We start from the raw sequence: 19,765 nt of genomic DNA on the forward strand, positions 1-19,765 counted from the left end.
TAATGTTAAGCGTCATGTTTTGCATGGGAGACTATAATTATGTCGAATTTAATAAACCGTGTTACATCGCATCTGCGCTTCTCCCCCAGCCATCGATAGTGGGTGGGGGAGAGAGGCCTGACTTCATAATTGGCGCGTATAGGCGATTTGTTTGCCGTAATCATCGATGACTGACCAGCTCAACAGCCCGGAAGCGCTCGCTGGCGAAAGCGGCACTGCGGTGGAAGCTCCGGGCGCAATCATCATGGTGGTCAGCTGTTTTCCTCCCAGACGTAGCTCTCCTAACGTCATGTTGTAGGGCGTAGGGTTAGTAATCAGCAGCGACCGGTTTGTGCTACTGCCTTTTTTAAGCGTAAATATCAGCGACTCTCCGATGTTCTCATCCGGTGCTTTCAGACCGGCCGGGCGGACAAAAACTTTTAAGCGGATACGTAGAGGCAAAATGATTTTTTTACCCTTTTCGCCGTCAGATTGCGTGTTCGGCGGGATCTGATAGATATTCAGCCAGTAGACGCGCTCGCGCCCGGCCGCAATTTCCTGACGCGAGGAGAGCATGACGCGCAGATTGCGGGATTCTCCCGGTTCCAGCTTAAACAGCGGCGGCACCACAACCAGAGGCGTATGGAGGTTATCCGGCTGAGCCAGCGGATCGTTATCATCGCTCCAGACCTGAACCAGCGCTGGCGCTCTTTCTGAATTCACCAGTACCAACGTCTCGACGATACTGTTTTCATTAAACACCAGCCGGCTCTGCGTGCTGTTGACCACCGCGCCTGCATAGCGGGCACTTAGCAAGAGTGTCATCATCAGGCAGGTCTTACTGAAGACTGACAAAAATCTGTGCTTGCGCATGGACCGACCCTGCCGTTGCTTGTAATCCTGGAAGCCGCTCAAGAGAAGCGGTGAATAATCCGCTATATCGACTGCCACCTGTACCCGTTGCCCCAACGTTGTCCAGATAATCGCTAAAGCCGTACCAGCCCGCGGCATTGCCTGTTCCGGTGGTGGTATTGGTGGACAGCAGAGTAAGCGGCGTACTCGATCCCTCTGGGTAAATGCGGATGCCGACGCCTGAAGCCACGCCGCTTGTTCCGTAGCTATTGTCCAGCAAATGACTGATGCCGCCGTAACCGTTTTTCAGCCCCAGCGTAGCAGCCTGGGCAAGCGCCGTGGGCTGGGTGACCAGAAACCCCATGGCCACGGGTGGTGTGGTGGTGTTTGTCACCGTCCCGGATACCGCGCCGGCATCGCATTCAATCGCGACATTAAAATTGCTGGTGCTGGTCATGCTGGCGTTGAGTTCAGCCGCCCCGATCGGGGGAAGAGTAACAACCTGATCAAAATCACTGACCACGCAGGTCTCGCCGTGGATGATGGTGGTACTCCCTCCTCTCATCCCCCACACCGCCACTATGTTTGTAGCAGAAGCTGAGGGGCTGGTTGCCTGCGCCCCCGCGATGGGGCTGGTCATACCGAAAACCGGTTTAAAGCGCATGGTGGCTTGCGCCTGGGTCAGGGTGTTAAATGCGTTACGTGGGTCAGCATATGAGATATTGCCGGAATCGTTGGTTTTAAGTAGCTCAAAGGTGATATTGCTGAACGCGGAAGCTGGAACATAGATAGTGGAACCGACGGTAATATAATCCGCGGGGGTTAATTTACGCTCCTGCCAAAATTTTGTGTAATACGCCCCTGCTTTCTGGTTCGTAATACGAAAAGCGACATTTTTTGCCGGTGTAATATACCCGCTGTCAATATCATTGACCTCAATCCCACCATAAAAGTTTGAGTTAGCCGTGGCGTACATTTCATAGAGCGAATCCGCATCGGACAAAGGGCATTTGTATAAAATTTGATTCGCCGCATAGGGGGCATGCAGCCCGGAGCTAATCACGTCCACGTTTGCAGTGCCCAGTAACGTACCGGGTGGGTTTAATGATACCGACCCCGTGCCGATACTGAGTACCCCGAAAGAAATAGGGGCGTTATTACCATTCGTGACCAGCGGGGTGGCGGTGTAGCCCATATCGGCAACTTCCTGAGGAATATCGTTGATTCCCGTACCGATTGAGGTCACTCTGCGACACTCAGCCTGAGCCCAGGGGGCGCTGACTATCATGAGTGCGGCAATCAGGCCGTGTTTTAACTGAATAACTGGAAATTTCATGTGTTATCTCACTGTACGCAGATGCCATTTAAATGGATGAAGTTATTGCCTGATGCTTTATTCCGTGCGGGCATCTGGTAATTGACGCGGCACGTTTGCTTGCTGTCCCAGCGAATGAATAAAGTGCCGGAGGCATCGGGCAAGCGCGCATAGACCTGTCCATTCTGGCCGGCCATCCCAATGTTTTTCCCATCCCGGTCCTGAACCTCCGCACCCATCGGTACCGGAGAGCCATCGGGCATCATGACCGCGATCAGGGCAGGGGTACCGCCAAGGGTGTTGAAAGCCACTTTCGGCACCGCGCCGCGAACCGGGACCACGCGTACGTTTCCGCCTTCCAGCTCGACATCCTGGTCCAGGGAATTACCGTCAATGCTGATGGTGTTGTAGCGGTATGGCGCCAGAGAAGGCGCAATCCCATAGCCGAAGACATCAATTCTGGCTCCCTGCGCATTGTTAATGCGCGCGCCGCTGGCACCTTTGGCTTCAACCAGAGCAAAGGTATCACTGGCGTACGGGCCGTAGGTGACGCCGCCGCTGTGCAGGGCCAGAGTCCCTGCGGTTCCCAGACCCAGCTGGTGATCTTTGCCGCTGTGAGCGTAAGAGGCTCGCATTGTTCCTGAACGGGTACGCTCCTGCACATTCGCGCCCCAGCGCATGGTATGGCTTCGGCCCTGTTCCAGTGCGGTGTACTTGTCGTGATTGGCGTACAGGGAATAGGTGAAATCATTTTCTTCGCCTGCGGAACCGGAAAGGGTGGTCATCGCCGTGCGGGTATTTTTATTCTTCGTCATGTCGAACGACACGCTTGAGCGAGAGTCACGCCAGTCGAGCGGAATGGAAAACCCGATGGAAACGACGTTCTCGGTATATTTCTGATAACGACTGGAATCATATTCAGCGTCATTGACGCTATAGATATAATTCGTGTTACTCCAGCTGGAACGCTGCCTGCCGACGTTGATGTTGTAGCTGAGCTTTTTCCATATGTTGTTGTAGGACAGCTGTAGCTCAGTGATACGCGAACGGTTGTTGTAATAGTCGGTGCTGCTGCCGCTGAGCGAGAGAGTACCGTACTCGTCCATGTTCTGGCTTAACGTCGCGGTGAAGCGGTTACGTTGCTTAAGCGTGTCGGAGTAATAATTAGCCCCGTTCTGTTGCTGGCGCCGCACGCCGAGAACATCCTGGAGATCGCGGTATCCGGCGGTGGAATAGCGGTAGGCTGCCAGCACAATATTGGTGTTGCTCGGGAAGGTTTTGCTGTATGCCGCCTCGGCGCGCCAGCCGCTTTTGGACTGATTGTTTTCCACCTGCGCATGTGACCAGGTTGTATTGAGCGATAACGCGCCGAGTTCAGAGGCGAAAACGCCGCCGGCGAGCAATGCCTGATAATTGTTGGCGAACCGCGCGCCGGTGTTGGCGGTAAAACGGTTATTCACCCCGTACTGCAAGACGCCTTCGGCGAAAGCATTCTGTACGGAGTAATAATTCCTGACTTTACCTGCGGCCAACTGATAGCTCATATTGCCCGGACGCATGGAGCCCGGCACGGCAGCATAAGGCACAACGAAGAAGGACGATTTTCCGTCGGTTTCAATGATCTGCACCTCAATATCACCCTGACTGCGGGTATTGTAGAGGTCGTCGATCAGAAAGGGGCCCGGAGGAACCTGCGTTTCGTAAATAAGATGGCCTGCCTGGCGGATCAAAACCCGGGCATTGGTATTGGCCACGCCACGGATTTCGGGCGCGTAGCCCAGTTTTCCCTGTGGCCACATGCTTTGATCGGTATACAGCTTGACGCCGTTAAAAGAGATTGAGCCAAACATGGCGCTGTCGGTATAGGTATCGCCGACCATCAGCTCGCTGGAGATGGCGGGCAGCGGGCGCTGTACCCAGGTTCTCACCGAGTTCCATTTATAGGCATTGCCTGCAGTGCTGCTCTGCATGTAGCGCAGATTGGCCTGGTGACGTAATTGCCACATCCCCATATTTGCGCCGGCGTTGATCATGCTCCACAGATAGCTGTAGTGAATGTCACGCAGAATATTGCGGGTGTAGCTGGTGTTATGGCGTAAAAATAACAGCGGCGCCCCCGCATCCCATTCGGCAACCGGGATATAGTCGCGAGGCGGGCGGTTGAGCATAATTTGTGGGATGGAAAACTCCACCGACAGCGTTGACGGTTTAATCCGCCAGCTTCCCTGCCGGGTAATATCCGCTAAAGATAAACACGGGACCTGGGGTAGGGAGGAGGGCTGGATTTTTAGCTGTAACAGTTTAATTAGCTCAGCATCAAGACACAGCTGCGCACTTTTGTCCGTCGGATTGATTTTCTGGAATTTAACCGGAACCTGGCTTTTTATTTTAGTACCATTGAGTACCAGGTCTAAATTCTGCTGCCCCGGCGCAATGATAACCTCAGTATCGTTGAATTTTTCCAGGCTGATACCTTTAGCAAACCCTGATCCAGCGAGTAAATTGTTGTCAAAACGATACTCTTCTGCAAAGGCCGAATGCGAAAACAGAGAGGCTTTAATCATGCAGGTTATTAATGCAAGACGAAAATAAACTTCCTTATTTTTGAATTGGATATACATGGCTTACCGTTGCTCCATAATCATTAACCAGACCGATCTCTATTCCCTTAGCGCTCCTGTCAGTCACCTTTCCGGCATTAAGCGCAATGTCTACAGCGGTAAAAGGCGCAATCATTGGTGGTTTATGCTTTGCATTAACACCGTTAACGCTCACCTTGCTTAATGAGATGTAATAGGGAGAGGTATTAGTAACCCGGATGCTATTTGCTGACGTGTTACTGACCGTCAGATAGTCGAAAATCATTTTTGGGTTAGTTTTTAAACCCGTGGGTCGATAAAACACTTTCATTCTGTTTTTCAACATCACAACGATTTTGCTACCTTTATCGCCGCCAATGTTTGCCGGAGGTACCTGAAGGAAGTTGAAATAAAATATAGATTCCCGGTCCTGCGGCAACGGTTTATCTTGCGTAAAGAAAACGCGTAAAATTTGCCCTTCTTTTGCCGCAATGCGAAACGTTGGCGGCGTAACAATAAAAGGGGCCGTTCCTGTTTCAGGCGTAGAGGAGGGATCGCCACTGTCGAACCAGGCCTGAATCACATAAGGAAAATCATCATCATTTCTTAGTTTTAGATCAACGGACTTTGCGTCAGAGGGATAAATTACCCGCGAGCCGGTCATGACCACACTGGCCAATGCTGACTGACAAAAATAGAGGGATAATATAAATAAGAAAATGCTACGCCATTGTAAGCGGGACATATCAGTCACCTGTTGGAAATTATTTTCTGACAACCCGGAAAGAATAAATTAAGACCATCCCTGGTCTTAATTTATCTAAATACCGATTAAGAGATATTGAATCCCTGTTTTAACGCCTGATTAGTTGTAGCTAACCGCGTACTGCATCGAGGCCTGTACCGCGCCTGGGGTGGCAACGCCGGCTTCACTGATATACTGCGCGGTGTAGGTCGCAGAGGCAGAATCTGCTGCTGCCGCCAGAGTCAGATCGCCAGATGCAGTAAAGGGAGTCGTAAAGTTGATTGGCGCTGCAGCGGTATCCAGAATCTGGATTTCAGCATTTGTTGCCGCAGTAGTACCCGTTGCCACGTTGCCCAGGTTGCCGCCTACGGTGATGCTGTTACCTGCAAATTTGCTGGAAATAGTCGTTGGTTGTGTAGGATTGCCAGTACAGCCGCTTACGCTGATGTCGAAGGTGGTTGGTTTCGCAACGCTACCCGCAGTAAGCAGTTCGGATTTATTAACGCTCGGCAGCAGAACTACCGGGCTAACTTTGTTGCCGTTAATCGCCACGGTACAGGTTTCAGAGGTGACTTCCCCAAGGAAAGTGACGGTATTATCAGCAGCTAACGCCTGTGCACTAATCAGAAGAGACATCGCAGTAACAGGGATCAACACCAAACTTTTTTTCATTGCAAAATATCCTTTAGAAAAATAATCAGCCTACATGTATTAGGCTGGTGAGTGTAATTTCTTCCTTTAAAGTTAATGTTGAAATTACGCTTCGTTTTATACGCATGCTAAGGGTTGGCGCATAAAATAACCGCGGAGTTAAATTTCAACATCAATGCAACTAAAATAAACGCAAAGCGCTTTTTAGTTTGCCGGAGTATCTTGGTGTTGAGGGCTGGAATTGTGTAGTGATTTAATCTGATGAAACATGAAGTGCGCATTTGAAAATGTGAAAAAATCTTATCCTGAGGCGTTCTGCCGCGGCTTCACAAATGATAAAGACATATTGCCCCGCCTTCGCGGTTTTTCGTTGGTGGTCGACGTTACGACAAAGGTTAACTATGCGTGAGATTCTTAATAATGGAGTGATTAGATAAAGGCGATGTTGTTTTTTTATTTGGTACGAAATGTGAAATCGTTATGCCGGGTAAAAGATAGACGTTAGCTGATCATGTATTAAATGTACTTCACTGGGGGGGAATTTCATTAGTGACAAAATATATCGCCTAATGGGCAGGCATCATTCGTTTATTGTCTCTTGAGCGGCTGTTGGCGCTTTATGAAATTTATGAACCAGCACTGGAAACAGGTTTTTGCGGCATTGACAGTACGCAGAGGCTAGTTTTTCTGGAAGAATAGTGCGTTGCATATTGCCGCACGAAACCGGTGTATCCCGTCCTGCTATTGGACATTATTCCCTTCTGTGTTCACCTGTTTTACGACAATGGGGCGAAAATGATGAACATTGGCATTGAACAACGCCACACGATTACCAGCAGGGCATAAGAAACCGGTGAGTATCCTCACCGGTTAACCCGTTACCTGACGGTATCGATGCGGCTAAAACGTTTACCATCGGCGCTGACAGTACGTACGTTCACTGCGCCCTGCACCTGTGGTTGCGCATTGTCATCATAACGTTGCCAGCTGCTGCCACCATTGGTGGAGTACTCAATGATCATCCCCGGGAAACTGGTGTTTGCTTCCAGTTTGCCGTTGGTGATTTTCGCCCCCGGTACCGGCAAACGGAACGCTATACTGGCTTTTTCCATCTTCGCCAGTTCCCGGCTGCCCAGGATATTGGCGAAACGAATCCAGTCCTTATTCTGTGCTTTCGCATCAACATGGTGCGTTACGCCCGCCTTATAGCTTTTCCCCTTCAGGTAATCCTGCTCCCACGCCGCTTGATGCCATGCGCGTTCGGCAACGGAGAACAGCCGCGGGAAGAGGCGATATTCCATCTCTTCGTCGGTACGGACGATTTCGCTCCATATTTGAGCCGACAGGCCATACGCGCCCGGCCACTCTTTATCTGCCTTGCCTTCAAACGGGTTACCGTCCCGATCGAGTGAAGTTTCTGCATTTTGCGGCAGGTTATTTGGTGTGAATCCAAAGATCTTACGCTCATCGCTAAAGCGCGTTGCCCAGTAGAAGCCTGGCTCCTGAGGATTAACCTCGTATGGGTGATCCAGATAAACATAATCCGGGTTGGAAATGACCACTTCGTAGCCTTTGTTTGCCCAGTCATTAACCGACTCCGCACCGCCCCAGAACAAGGTGTCCCAGAAATTTACCGCCGTTTTTTTGGTGGCAAAATCGGTCGCATCCTTAGCATGCTTTAATCCATCCTGCCAGGCCTGCATTTTCGCAATACCATGCTGGTTGACCAGTTGACTGACTTCCACGGCGAACCAGCTCGGCAGATGCTCAATATCGGCCACTTTTCCCTCTTTCAGCATGACCTGGCAGACCGCTGACTTCGCCCACGGTTTGTCCTGATTGCGCTGTTCAATCTGACCTTTACCTTCCTGCGGATTGTTTTTATCGGTATATCCGGCGCCCAGATAAATATTTTTCGCTTCATCACCACCAAAATGCCAGGTCGTTAGCGGTAGTCCCGCCTCTTCATGCATTTTCTGGATTTCGCCCATCACCTTATCGACAAAATGACGAGACGACGGTAAGCATGGGTTCAGATAACCGGTGCGATCGTAGAACTGAACCCCGGTAGTCACCGAAGTATCGTCAGGATCGAGTAGACGGAATTCATTCGCTTCTTTCTCTTTACCTTCTTTCATCAGACGATCGTAGCGGGCTTCCATCGATATGGTTGCCGCTCGGGCATGCGCGGGCATATCAATTTCCGGGATGACATCAATCTGCCGTGCTTTGGCATACTTGAGTATCTCAATATAATCAGCACGGCTAAACCAACCACTGCCGTTCGTACTGCTATCCGGGCCTGACCCCAGTTGCGGCAGCAGGCAGGTTTTTTCCGTCAAATCATGGCAGCGCTTTCCTCCGACTTCCGTCAGTTCAGGTAGCCCAGGGATCTCAATACGCCAGCCTTCATCGTCGCTGAGATGAAGATGGAATTTATTCAGCTTCAGCGCCGCCATCTGTTCCAGTGCCCGCAAGATAGCCGCTTTACTGTGAAAATTACGCGCAACATCGATAAACAAACCACGATACTGGAAACGCGGCGCATCTCTGGCTTCAAGAGTGGCGATCTTCATCGGCCCCTCTGCAGGAACCAGTGAAAGAATTGACTGGAGGCCGTAGAAGACCCCAGCCCGATCGTAACCGGTTACCAGTGCCCCCTTTTCGTCAATCTTAAGGGTATAAGCTCCCGGTACCGCTTCCTTACCCTGGAAAGATGGCGCAGAAATCTCGGTACGCACCGGGTAACCTCGATCGGTTTTCAAGCCCAGCAGGGAGAAGCGCTCGGTAATCGCCTCTGCCGACGGCTTCGGCAGGGCAGAGAGATCCAGCTTAACTCCGTGGCTCAGATCAACATCCCGATCATGCACGTTAACCACCCGCGGCGTTGGCACAATTTGGCCGCGCAGGGATGAGGCGTTGAGCAATTTCACATCGCTGTTTTTCTCAAAGCGTACTTCGGCCGTCATCAGGACATTGTTGTCGGCGGCCGTGCTTTTCCATAAATCACCGCGAATTGGTGTGACAATCTGATTGAGATCTTCTGTATCGGTACTGGCAATGACTTTGGGCTGCGCATCCGTGGAAGTGACGTACCAACGCGGGATCACATCACTCATAAACAGCTGCCAGTATTCATTAATAATCGGGATGTCCACAGCTTGTCCTGCCGGGAATGCGCTAAATTTATCAGTAGGTTCCAGTTTGTGCAGGTCGCCGATGATATGCGTAACCTTAAACCGGGCATTATCCACGCTCAGAATCCGGCGAATACTGGAGAAATAAATCGCCCAGTCTTTACCCGTAATTGCATCGCCATCATTCGTTAACCTGATGGTGGCCTTGTTACAGGATGCCCAGTCCGCGCCCAGGCTGGCGCAATCAACGCCATGCAGCGCCGCGTGGTTATCCACGACGGTATAGTTAATCTTGAGTTGACTGATTTGATCGACAGTTTGCTGATTGGCAAAGGCTGTTCCGCTGCCCATTATTCCAGCAACTGCGGTTGCCAGCAGGCCTGTTTTTAATGATTTCATGTCATTTTCCTTAATGATTATCGGCACTGGCACTGCACGTTAATGCTGGAATCAGCAGAGAAACTTTCGGCGTTAGCCTGCGGAAAAATAATCCAGCCTGGCGCGTCAATTGCCAGCGCTGGGGTATTACGTTTTCCAGTAAAGATATGCATGTGAATTTCCTCTTGACATTTAAAACGCGGGAAAGGCAGACCGCGTGAAATTAAAAAAATAAGCCAATAATAAACGCTATAAACCCCTTAATAAGCATGGATACATTATTTTTTGTGACGCGAATTATCAATCTGTTTTTCTGTGATAAACTGAATTTTATGACAAAACGCACATATTATATTTCTCTTTATTACACTTGAGTTTTGCCAGGTTGTTTTTGTAATTATTTGATTTTTAAAATAAATTAATGGATTGAATTGATTTTATGATGAGCGGGAATAGTGGCCGCGAATAAGATTTTTCCCCATTGCAAATGGAGTTAATTTTTATCGTGAAAATATGCCGTGGTCAAAGAGAGGCGACAGACATGTAAGACCTACCGTCCCCGTATCACTATCCCTGTACGCTTGTGCTTTTGAATTGCCCTTTGAGTCGATAGTGATCTCTTCCCGGAAACCTCAAAATAAAACGGGTGTGCTTACGCTGACACAGCGGAAACGGTCGTACTGCCTTGTGCAGAGCAACGCTTCCGCAGGGGCTGCCGGTTTCCCGTTCTCCTTTAAATGTGATGATAAACAATAGCATACGGTCTTTTTCCCTGACCCATCTGATGAAGTAAACCCTTACTGTCTGTATTTCGCTCTTCACCTCAAGCCCATTTCATCGACACATACTCTCCTTTATTTCGTGATTCATCTCTCATTTTATTCATTATTCGAATTGTCACGCTTGATAACTATGTGGCGGAGTGTAGTCTAAAGCATAACTTCACAAATAATTGTGAAGAAGGAAAGTACATCACAAACTCGTTTGAAGGATCCACCCCCATGTCGGAATTGAAATTTGCCACGCGTTTAAACTCTTTTGCCTCAGGAGCGAACCTCTACTGGCCGGATCTTCAGGGGAAACCCTCTGTGCTGCAGATGATTGCCCGTGCCGGTGAGGTAAAAGGGTTAACCCATCTTGATCTGAACTACCCGCAGCACATCACGACTGATATTCAAACGCTGCGCCAGGCCATTGAGGATGCGGGACTGGCGGTCAACGGTATGCAAATGCGCTGGGATGCACCGCAATTTAAGATCGGGGCTTTTACTAACCCCAACCCACAGATCCGTCGTGAGGCCATTGAGCTGACAAAACGCGGGATTGATGCCGGGCGCGAATTTGGATCACGTCTGATGACGCTGTGGATGGGGCAGGATGGTTATGATTACTGCTTCCAGGCGGATTACAAAAAAATCTGGAACGATGCGGTGAGCGCAGTCCGTGAAATTGCCGAATATGCGCCGGACGTGGATATCAGTATCGAATACAAACCGAATGAGCCGCGTGCTTACAGTATTTTCCCCAATGCCACGACATGTTTACTGGCAGTAGAAGAAGCCGGCTGTCCGAATCTGGGGATCACGCTTGATTTTGCTCACGTGCTGTTTGCCAATGAAATTCCGGCTTATGCTGCGGCGATGGTAGCCCGCCGTTCACGCCTGCTGGGGCTTGATCTCAATGACGGCTGGGGGAAACGTGATGATGGTTTGATGGTGGGCTCGGTTAACCCGCGCGCCACGCTGGAATTCCTCTGGCAGATGCAGCGAGATGGGTATCAGGGGGCCTATTACTTTGACACATTCCCGGATGCCAGTGGCCTGGATCCGGTTCGTGAAGCTGAAATCAATATTGCGACCGTTACCCGATTACTCAAACTGTGCCAACAACTGGACGGCAATGATGAACTGGCAGCGGCCATTAGCCGCCAGGATGCCGTTGCCTCTCAGCGGATAGTTAATGACATTATGCTAGCCAGATAGCGCAAAAAATAAGCAAACATTAGAAAAATACCCTGACGCAAAAATAAAAGGCTGAAAAATGAAAAAGCTCATACTCTCTGTACTCGCCTCTTCTTTACTGTGCTCGATGGCTTACGCCGCTGATTTAGCCCCGCTGAAATCGGATACTGAACCGGATCGCACAGACTGGACGCAGCTCAGCAGCAAATATGGTCCAATGCCGAAAGTCGACAGCAAACTTAAAATTGGCGGCGTATCGAAAACGCTGACCAATGAATACTGGCGTTCACTCGGCGAAGGTTACCAGAACGTCGGTAAAAAATATGGTTTCACCGTAGCTTATCAGGCTGCCGCCAATGAAGACGATCAACTGGGTCAGTTATCAATAGCGGAAACGCTTATCTCCCAGGGCTTTAACGGGCTGCTGGTATCACCTCAGACCGATATCAACCTTGAACCCGCTCTGGAAAGTGCCACCAGCAAAAAAATTCCCGTGGTCAATGTTAACGATGCGGTGATGCCAAATGCACCGTATTACGTCGGGAACGTGCAGAAAGATAACGGTGTGCGGGTGGCGAAATGGTTCATCGAACACCATCCGCAGGGCGGTAAAGTTGCAGTGATCGAGGGGCAGCCTGGCGTCTATGCCGCTGGCCAGCGAACCCGCGGTTTCAACGAGACGCTACAGGCCAACGGCAAGTTCAATATTGTTGCCAGCGTACCGGCGAACTGGAGTCGCGAACAGGCGTTTAATGCGGCCTCAACAATCTTGCAGCAGCATCCCGATCTGATTGGTTTTTACGCAAATAACGACACCATGGCGCTGGGCGTAGTGGAAGCGGTTCGTTCGCTGAATAAAGCCGGGCAGGTGGCTGTATTTGGTACCGATGGCATCTCAGATGCCTATGCCTCGATTAAACGCGGCGAACTGACGGGTACGGTGGACAGCTTCCCGGTACTGACCGGGGAAGTCGCAATGGAAGTTATGCTGCGCCTGATTGACGGGCAGAAAATTTCCCGCGTGGTCTCTACACCTCAGGCCTTGATCACCAAAGATAACGCGGATGCCTTCTCGACCAAAGATAACGACAAGCTGCGTCAGCTGCTGGCTCAACAGTAAGTCAGGCGGAGGGTGTATGGAACAGTATCGCTTAACGATGCGTGGGATAAGTAAGACATACGGTAACGCGGCGGCATTACAGGACGTGGACTTTTCGGTCAAACCTGGCGAGGTTCATGCCCTGATTGGTGAAAACGGCGCCGGAAAATCCACGCTGTTAAATATTCTTTCAGGTGTACGAGAGGCCGATAGCGGCGAGATTAGCGTGAACGGACAGACCGTTCAGATGAAGAATCCGCTCAGCGCCCGTCATGCCGGTATTGCCATGATTCATCAGGAATTACAGCATGTTCCGGAACTCTCCGTTGCGCAGAATATGTTTCTTGGTCGGCCGCTCACCAGGGCAAAAGGTTTATGGGTGGATAAACACGCTCAGTTGGAAAGAGCGAAGCTGATTCTCAAACAGCTGGATCCGACAATTGATCCCAATGAGCCGATCAAGAACCTGAAAGTCTCACAGCAGCAGATCGTGGAGATTGCTCGCGCCATGCTGGACGATGCAAAAATCATCGCCATGGACGAGCCGACATCCAGTCTGACGCCGAGAGAGTTTGACCGGCTGGCCGAACTGATTTCGGATCTGAAGTCTATGGGGGTATCGCTTATCTATGTTTCTCATAAGATGAACGAAATTTTCAGAGTCTGCGACCGGGCCACTATTATGCGTGATGGCAGGCAGGTTGGGGTGGTGAACATTTGTGATGAGGATGAAGAAAGCATTGTCTCAAAGATGGTCGGACGCAAGATTGAGAAACTTGAGCACAACTCATATGTGACCGACCGTGAAGTTCTTCGCGTTGAGAATCTCTCTCGTGGAGGCGCTGTGCGCGATGCCAGTTTCACCGTCCGTGCGGGTGAGGTGCTCGGTATTGCGGGTCTGGTCGGCGCCGGGCGTACGGAACTGATGAAACTGATTGCCGGTATTGATAAACGCAGCAGCGGTAACGTGTTTGTTAATGGCCAGACGGTGCGTAATCACAACGTCAGTGCCGCGATTCGGGCAGGCATTGGCCTGGTCCCGGAGGACCGTAAGAAAGAAGGGATTATCAAAGAGCGTGCGGTGAAGATGAATATGGCACTGCCTTCGATGCGTAACTTCACCATTGCCGGGATGATCGGCAAAGTTAAGCTTAACCGGGTTGCGCATGAAGTCATGAGCGATTTGAAGCTACGACCACTGAACATTGATAAAACGATTGGCACATTAAGTGGCGGTAATCAGCAGAAAGTTATTATTGGACGCTGGGTTGCCGCAGATGCTCAGGTTTTTCTGTTTGACGAACCAACCCGAGGGATTGATATTGGGGCGAAATCAGAAATTTATAATCTGATAGAAAAACTGGCCCGTTCAGGCAAGGCAATTGTTGTTGTCTCTTCAGAGATGACAGAGATTATTCGTATTTCTGACCGAGTACTGGTTATGCGTGAAGGGAAGATTACTAAGGAACTGAAAGGTGACGCCATCACGGAAGATAATATTGCACGCTATGCCATTAAAGATGTCGAAGAGACCATTTGAATTTCTTACCTTTATTAATTTGAAAGGCCATAATCATGATTTCACAAAGTAATTCCCGGCCAGAAAAGCTTCGTGCACTGCCGTTTAAATTTAACCTTCGCGATGCCGGAACCTTAATTGGTTTGCTTATTATCATTATTACGTTTTCTTTTTTATCACCGGTGTTTTTCACTATTCCTAATTTGTTGAATATTTTACAGCAATCATCCATTAACGCATTAATTGCGCTCGGGATGACCCTGGTCATTATCTCCGGAGGTATCGATCTTTCGGTGGGGCCGGCTGCAGCATTATCAGCGGTTTTAGGGGCAACCATGATGGTTGCCGGAGTCCCCGTGCCGTTGGCCATTCTGGCAACGCTGGGAATTGGGGCTATCTGCGGTGTCTTTAGCGGTTCGCTGGTGGCCTATGCCGGATTGCAACCCTTCATTGTTACCCTCGGGGGGCTGTCGCTGTTCCGTGCTATCGCACTGATTTATACCGGCGGCAATCCGGTATTTGGTATCCCGACGGAATTCCGTAGCCTGATTAACAGTGAAATTTTTGGCATTCCAACGCCTATCGTTATTGTTGCCGTTATTGCTTTGGTACTGTGGACCGTCATGAATAAAACGCCGTTAGGAGAATATATTCTGGCTGTCGGCGGCAATGAAGAAGCGGCTCGCGTTGCCGGCGTGCCGGTGAAAAGAACCAAAGTCACGGTATTTGTTATCTCAGGAACCCTGGCCTCTCTGGCCTCACTGATCTTGATTGGTCGGTTAGGTGCTGCGGAACCAACGATTGGCAATCTGTGGGAACTGGATGCCATTGCCGCGGCGGCTATTGGCGGCGCGTCTCTGATGGGAGGGAAAGGTAGCGTAGTAGGTACAATTATCGGCGCCATCATTCTTGGTGCGCTACGCAATGGCCTGACGTTACTTAATATCCAGGCTTTTTACCAATTGCTTGCGACTGGTCTTATTATTATCATAGCGATGTTGATTGACAGAGCGACCAGAGGCAAGTAATGAAGCAGGATCCACGAGCCATTGGTGCTCAAATACGTATGCGACTACCCCAGCTGACACCTTTAGAGCGACGTGTGGTTGAGGCTATCATCGCCCGAACTGATATTACTGAGCAAACTTCTCTAAAAGAAATTGCCCACGAGAATAATGTTTCAGAGGCGATGATTGTCAAAATAGCCAAGAAGCTTAACTTTTCAGGTTTTAGAAATTTCAGAACTGGTTTGATTTATTATAACCAATCTGAGGTGGCAAGTTTACACGCGGAAATTGAGCCTGATGATTCATCGGAACAACTGTTGTCAAAAGTATTCAGAACATCAATTCAGGCTATTGAAGAGACGATGTCTATTCTGGATATTGCAGAGTTCGACCGCGCTGCGGATATTATATTCAAAGCTCGACATATTGACTTATATGCTGTCGGTGGTTCCGCCACGGTAGCACGTGACTTATCCCACAAGCTTTTAAAAATTGGTATTAAGTCGACGGTATATGATGACGCCCATATTATGTTGATGTCCGCTGCGGTGCTATCTGACGACGATGCTGTACTTGCAATCAGTCACTCTGGCGCAACGCGTGCCGTTAACGATCCGGTAAAACTGGCGGCACGCAATGGTGCCAAAGTGATTGCGATTACGAATTATGCCGAATCGCCTATTGCGCGTAACGCGCATGTGGTACTCAATTCAACTTCTCAGGGATCGCATTTGTTAGGGGAAAACGCCGCGTCACGCATTGCTCAGCTCAATATTCTGGATGCATTGTTTGTGGCCATTGCCAAGAAAGATCTGAAGCAGGCGGAGAAGAATTTGATGAAAACCCAGCATGCGGTTCAGGACCTGCGGGAATATTAACCATGAGTAAAATTGTTGTAGCGGGGAGCCTTCATTACGACATTATGCTGGATGCGCACCATCGTCCGGAAAAAGGTGAAACGGTAATGGGCTCGGGCTGCACTTACAAATTTGGCGGTAAAGGGGGCAATCAAGCCATATCCGCTGCTCGTGCGGGAGGGAACGTCATTTTTATTGGTGCAGTAGGGGCTGATGCGCAAGGGGCGTTTCTTCTGCAGACGCTTTGTGATGCCGGAGTCAATATCGGATCGGTCGCCACAATAGATGAGATCCCTTCCGGGATGAGCGTGGCGATTTCTGATGTCGATGGTGATTATGGTGCGGTTGTCGTCTCAAATGCGAATCAGCATATTCCTGCAAAACTCTTTCAACAGGGTGACATCTGGCAAGATGCCGGAATGCTGGTTCTCCAGAACGAAGTTCCGGAAACGATAAATCTGTATGCGGCCATCGAAGCCAGCAAGCGGGGGATTCCTGTCTGTATCAATGCGGCGCCGGCCAGAGAACTGAGCCCGCAGCTGGAAAGCTGCATCACGTTGCTGGTGGTTAATGCTATAGAGGCACGTGATATGTGTGGAGTGACGGTGAACGACCTTTCCTCAGCCCTGGAAGCTGCGGAATTATTGGCTAAACGTTTCTCTCAGGTTGTTGTCACAGCCGGCGAACATGGTGTCGCGTTTTGTGAAGCGGGCATTGCGGGCTCGACTTTAGCCGCCAGGCGGATAACGCTGGTGAGTACTCATGGCGCTGGTGATTGTTTTATGGGGGTTTTATGCACCAGCCTGATGCATGGAGAGGTGCTTAGCGATGCGGTATTTCGGGCGAATGAAGCTGCCGCCCGCCATGTCTCTCAGCCCCGGGCATAAAGAAGTATTCCGTCATCCAGAGCCTCAGTATGGCAAAATTAGCAGCTGATTTTTCTTCAGAAGAAGAATGAAAAGCAAAAAGCCCGCTTAAGTTTTCTTAAGCGGGCTTCTTAAATATGGCTCCTCTGACTGGGATCGCCTTTGCCAATAACTGGCTAAAAAACAAGCTAAACCTGAATTCTTACCCTGTCAAGACCACCAGAATGACCACCAATAGTCACTGGTTACATAACACTAGTTGGTGCGGTCTTGTTGTATATGGTGTCCATGATCTTATGCTCAGCAAAAGTGTTTTATGTATAACGGCCTACTTCGTAGGGAAAGTTCGTATGCCGGAAGATCTCTAAATGCGAATGGTAATATTATGCAGGGGATTTACATAGCTAGCTCATCAAAAAAGAAAGCTAACTTAAGAGTCTTAAGAAAACATTCTGTGTTGGGGTTTTAAATTTGAGTATCATGAGTGTAGAATGATTAAGAATTATCTTAAAAAAGGGGCCTACGATGGTGATCAATCATATCAAGCGTATAGGTAGTGGTGGTTTTGGTAATGTTGATTTAGTGCAAGACATTGAGAACGGTAATTATTATGCAAAAAAAACATTTTCGATAAACCAACCCCAGCCTTTGCCTCCCGAACTGGCTGAAAATGTTAAAAAAAGATTTATAAGAGAGGCTAGTGTACAGCACAGATTAATACATAAAAATATTGTTCCAGTCCTTTTCAAAGATCTTGCAAGTAATCCACCATCATTCCTTATGCCTGTTGCAGCATCAAGTCTTGATAAAGATATCGCACAAAGTCGAAATTTGAATGGTTTTTTCTTAAGGGCCATAATGGATATTCTGTCTGGGCTTGAAGAATTGCATTCATTGCAAATTTATCATCGTGATCTCAAACCTCAAAATGTTCTAAGATTTGACGCAGGAGATGGTTCATATTATGCAATTAGTGATTTTGGTTTAATGTCAGTTAAAGATACTCAAATTTCTGCGTTAACTCATACAGGAATGAAAATGGGTTCGGATTATTACACTGCACCTGAAATTGTTTCAGACCTCAGAAAAGCAAGTATTGCCTCTGATATATATTCGTTGGGATGTATACTACATGACTTTGTAGGTACAGACGAAAGAATTCCTTGTGGTGAGATTAATAATGATTCAAGTGCGTACGCCCATATTCTACGTGTATGTACTCGTCGAGATCCGTCAAGACGGTTCCCTAGTGTCTCAGCATTAAGGGATGCAATTCTTAGCATTGATCCTGCGACTGTTATTCATCTCTCAGCTGAAGTAAGTTCATATGCTTCTGCTTTAGAGAGCGGTAACCCAATTAATGTTGAAACGTGGAGAGAAATAGTTAATTTTATTGAAGATAATATTGGTGGAGAAAACTCTACTGTGATATTTCAACGTCTAACTTTCGATAGGATCAATGAGGTCATTGCTCATGACACTATGCTCGCTTGTCGACTAGGTGAGGCATATGGTCGTTGGGTTGCTGATGGTGTATTTTCATTTGAGCAGTGTGACGGGATATGTAATCGACTCGAACAGTTTTTACAAGTTAACGACTTGAACTGTAAAGTTGAAATTATCATAGCTATGCTTTTAATGGGGACATCACATAATCGTTGGTATGTCGAAAGGCGCTTTGTAAGCGTAGCAGGTCACGATATGACACCAGATCTGGCTAAAAGGCTTGCTTTGGAGATGAGTATACTTGAAGGTAGAATGTGTGCGGCGGTGAGCCACCTTCAAAGATCCATTGGTGCCACACCTGATATGCTTCATCCAGAGCTTTTCGATATGATACAAAGAGTATGCCATTGATAAACAAATTCGCTTACACGTCCCCAGGACCTAGAACTCAAAACCAAGATGCCATCTTGGTTGAGTGTTTGCCCAGTGCTAATTTGTTATGCTGCGTTGCAGACGGCGTTGGCGGTAATCTTGGAGGGGAAACAGCCTCTCGCTTAGCACTGGACATAATTTCTGCAACTTTGCGAAGTGATGGCAATGTTTCACTTCATGAAGCCATTAACTCCGCTGACGAAGCGATTAAAAATGCTGCTAGGGAAGATGATAAATTGACCGGTATGGCCACGACTGTGACTGCCATCAAACTTCTAGGTACCAAGTTACTAGGGGCCAATTGTGGTGATTCCCGTGCTTATCTGTTGAGGGGGCGTGGTCTTATGCAGCTTTCATATGATCATAGTGAAGTTGCTCGACTTCTACGTGAAGGTAAGTTAACTAAAGAGGCTGCTGTTGACTATCCGCGTAAAAACATTCTTGATAGTGCACTTGGAGCAAGCAAACCTTTACAAATCCATGATTTTCAAATCGATTTGATGGGCGGTGACAGAATTGCCATTCTCACAGACGGGGTTTCTTCAGTTGTTAGTAAAAAGGACTTTCGGGATCTTTCATTAAAAAATCAGTTATTGGATGATTATGGTTCAAGTATTATCAATCTTGTTGAGCATAGAGGTACTAGGGATAATTACTCTTTGATTCTTATAGAAATTTGATTTACGCTGAGGTGCGTTTATGGTATGACGCCCTCTTTTATATAAGTTTGTAATTAAATTCACTCAGTTCATCCTTAATCCAATTAATATCTATATGGCCAGTAATTTACTTGTTTTCTTTGATTTATATTTCATCAATTGTGGTTGTATGCAATGTATCTAATTAATTATCTGAGTTTTACTTCTTTCTTAATATTTAAAGTTTATCTTGTATTTTAAGTAATGTAACCTGCTTTCACCATTGCCGATTTTAAATGGGATT

General features: G+C 48.5%; 15 protein-coding genes. 8 read left to right on the forward strand and 7 right to left on the reverse strand.

Annotation, left to right across the window (positions count from 1 at the left end; all coding sequences use genetic code 11):
- Positions 1-123: 123 nt before the first annotated feature.
- From GRPL_RS12735 to GRPL_RS28435, 7 genes are all read right to left on the reverse strand, one after another.
- Complete coding sequence (locus tag GRPL_RS12735) at positions 124-807, reverse strand: fimbria/pilus periplasmic chaperone (protein ID WP_123198892.1); 684 nt, start codon at positions 805-807, stop codon at positions 124-126.
- Between the two features lie 10 nt (positions 808-817).
- Complete coding sequence (locus GRPL_RS12730) at positions 818-2,167, reverse strand: fimbrial protein (protein WP_050500299.1); 1,350 nt, start codon at positions 2,165-2,167, stop codon at positions 818-820.
- A gap of 8 nt (positions 2,168-2,175) precedes the next feature.
- Positions 2,176-4,710, reverse strand: a complete 2,535-nt coding sequence (locus GRPL_RS12725) for a fimbrial outer membrane usher protein (protein WP_050500300.1) — start codon at positions 4,708-4,710, stop codon at positions 2,176-2,178.
- Positions 4,711-4,744: 34 nt separating this feature from the next.
- The gene (locus GRPL_RS12720; protein WP_032695320.1) at positions 4,745-5,470 is read right to left on the reverse strand and encodes a fimbria/pilus periplasmic chaperone; all 726 of its coding nucleotides are present in this window, start codon (positions 5,468-5,470) and stop codon (positions 4,745-4,747) included.
- 120 nt (positions 5,471-5,590) lie between these two features.
- Positions 5,591-6,142, reverse strand: coding sequence for a fimbrial protein (locus tag GRPL_RS12715; protein ID WP_032695319.1), 552 nt, complete (start codon positions 6,140-6,142; stop codon positions 5,591-5,593).
- A gap of 857 nt (positions 6,143-6,999) precedes the next feature.
- On the reverse strand, positions 7,000-9,657 hold the full coding sequence (locus GRPL_RS12710) for a beta-N-acetylhexosaminidase (protein ID WP_032699249.1): 2,658 nt from the start codon (positions 9,655-9,657) through the stop codon (positions 7,000-7,002).
- 17 nt (positions 9,658-9,674) lie between these two features.
- On the reverse strand, positions 9,675-9,809 hold the full coding sequence (locus GRPL_RS28435; protein WP_256991496.1) for a hypothetical protein: 135 nt from the start codon (positions 9,807-9,809) through the stop codon (positions 9,675-9,677).
- A gap of 828 nt (positions 9,810-10,637) precedes the next feature.
- Here GRPL_RS28435 and GRPL_RS12705 point away from each other — a divergent pair.
- The 8 genes from GRPL_RS12705 (at position 10,638) to GRPL_RS12680 (ending at position 19,503) form a co-directional block, all read left to right on the forward strand.
- Positions 10,638-11,618, forward strand: coding sequence for a TIM barrel protein (locus GRPL_RS12705; protein ID WP_032686869.1), 981 nt, complete (start codon positions 10,638-10,640; stop codon positions 11,616-11,618).
- A gap of 58 nt (positions 11,619-11,676) precedes the next feature.
- A complete protein-coding gene (locus tag GRPL_RS12700; protein WP_032695317.1) occupies positions 11,677-12,717 on the forward strand; it encodes a sugar ABC transporter substrate-binding protein in 1,041 nt (346 codons plus the stop codon).
- Between the two features lie 16 nt (positions 12,718-12,733).
- On the forward strand, positions 12,734-14,236 hold the full coding sequence (locus tag GRPL_RS12695; RefSeq protein WP_032686871.1) for a sugar ABC transporter ATP-binding protein: 1,503 nt from the start codon (positions 12,734-12,736) through the stop codon (positions 14,234-14,236).
- 35 nt (positions 14,237-14,271) lie between these two features.
- Positions 14,272-15,243 carry an ABC transporter permease gene (locus tag GRPL_RS12690; protein ID WP_032686872.1) on the forward strand — a complete coding sequence of 324 codons (972 nt, stop codon included), beginning with the start codon at positions 14,272-14,274 and terminating at the stop codon, positions 15,241-15,243.
- Positions 15,243-16,100, forward strand: a complete 858-nt coding sequence (locus tag GRPL_RS0125670; RefSeq protein ID WP_032686873.1) for a MurR/RpiR family transcriptional regulator — start codon at positions 15,243-15,245, stop codon at positions 16,098-16,100. The genes GRPL_RS12690 and GRPL_RS0125670 overlap by 1 nt, the downstream gene beginning before the upstream one ends.
- Before the next feature lie 2 nt (positions 16,101-16,102).
- Positions 16,103-16,966, forward strand: coding sequence for a ribokinase (locus GRPL_RS12685; protein WP_032699251.1), 864 nt, complete (start codon positions 16,103-16,105; stop codon positions 16,964-16,966).
- A gap of 504 nt (positions 16,967-17,470) precedes the next feature.
- Positions 17,471-18,802, forward strand: a complete 1,332-nt coding sequence (locus GRPL_RS26850; RefSeq protein ID WP_072010675.1) for a serine/threonine protein kinase — start codon at positions 17,471-17,473, stop codon at positions 18,800-18,802.
- Positions 18,793-19,503 (forward strand): PP2C family protein-serine/threonine phosphatase, encoded by a 711-nt coding sequence (locus GRPL_RS12680; RefSeq protein ID WP_032699252.1) that lies wholly within the window; start codon positions 18,793-18,795, stop codon positions 19,501-19,503. Before GRPL_RS26850 ends, GRPL_RS12680 begins: the two co-directional genes overlap by 10 nt.
- The last annotated feature ends 262 nt before the right edge of the window (positions 19,504-19,765 follow it).

The organism is Klebsiella planticola ATCC 33531 (assembly GCF_000735435.1).
In the GTDB taxonomy this organism is placed as follows: domain Bacteria; phylum Pseudomonadota; class Gammaproteobacteria; order Enterobacterales; family Enterobacteriaceae; genus Klebsiella; species Klebsiella planticola.

Bases quoted from the DNA above. Each gene is read 5' to 3' on its own strand.
- GRPL_RS12735 (WP_123198892.1), bottom strand. From the start codon at position 807: ATGATGACACTCTTGCTAAGTGCCCGCTATGCAGGCGCGGTGGTCAAC.
- GRPL_RS12730 (WP_050500299.1), bottom strand. From the start codon at position 2,167: ATGAAATTTCCAGTTATTCAGTTAAAACACGGCCTGATTGCCGCACTC.
- GRPL_RS12725 (WP_050500300.1), bottom strand. From the start codon at position 4,710: ATGATTAAAGCCTCTCTGTTTTCGCATTCGGCCTTTGCAGAAGAGTAT.
- GRPL_RS12720 (WP_032695320.1), bottom strand. From the start codon at position 5,470: ATGTCCCGCTTACAATGGCGTAGCATTTTCTTATTTATATTATCCCTC.
- GRPL_RS12715 (WP_032695319.1), bottom strand. From the start codon at position 6,142: ATGAAAAAAAGTTTGGTGTTGATCCCTGTTACTGCGATGTCTCTTCTG.
- GRPL_RS12710 (WP_032699249.1), bottom strand. From the start codon at position 9,657: ATGAAATCATTAAAAACAGGCCTGCTGGCAACCGCAGTTGCTGGAATA.
- GRPL_RS28435 (WP_256991496.1), bottom strand. From the start codon at position 9,809: ATGCATATCTTTACTGGAAAACGTAATACCCCAGCGCTGGCAATTGAC.
- GRPL_RS12705 (WP_032686869.1), top strand. From the start codon at position 10,638: ATGTCGGAATTGAAATTTGCCACGCGTTTAAACTCTTTTGCCTCAGGA.
- GRPL_RS12700 (WP_032695317.1), top strand. From the start codon at position 11,677: ATGAAAAAGCTCATACTCTCTGTACTCGCCTCTTCTTTACTGTGCTCG.
- GRPL_RS12695 (WP_032686871.1), top strand. From the start codon at position 12,734: ATGGAACAGTATCGCTTAACGATGCGTGGGATAAGTAAGACATACGGT.
- GRPL_RS12690 (WP_032686872.1), top strand. From the start codon at position 14,272: ATGATTTCACAAAGTAATTCCCGGCCAGAAAAGCTTCGTGCACTGCCG.
- GRPL_RS0125670 (WP_032686873.1), top strand. From the start codon at position 15,243: ATGAAGCAGGATCCACGAGCCATTGGTGCTCAAATACGTATGCGACTA.
- GRPL_RS12685 (WP_032699251.1), top strand. From the start codon at position 16,103: ATGAGTAAAATTGTTGTAGCGGGGAGCCTTCATTACGACATTATGCTG.
- GRPL_RS26850 (WP_072010675.1), top strand. From the start codon at position 17,471: ATGGTGATCAATCATATCAAGCGTATAGGTAGTGGTGGTTTTGGTAAT.
- GRPL_RS12680 (WP_032699252.1), top strand. From the start codon at position 18,793: ATGCCATTGATAAACAAATTCGCTTACACGTCCCCAGGACCTAGAACT.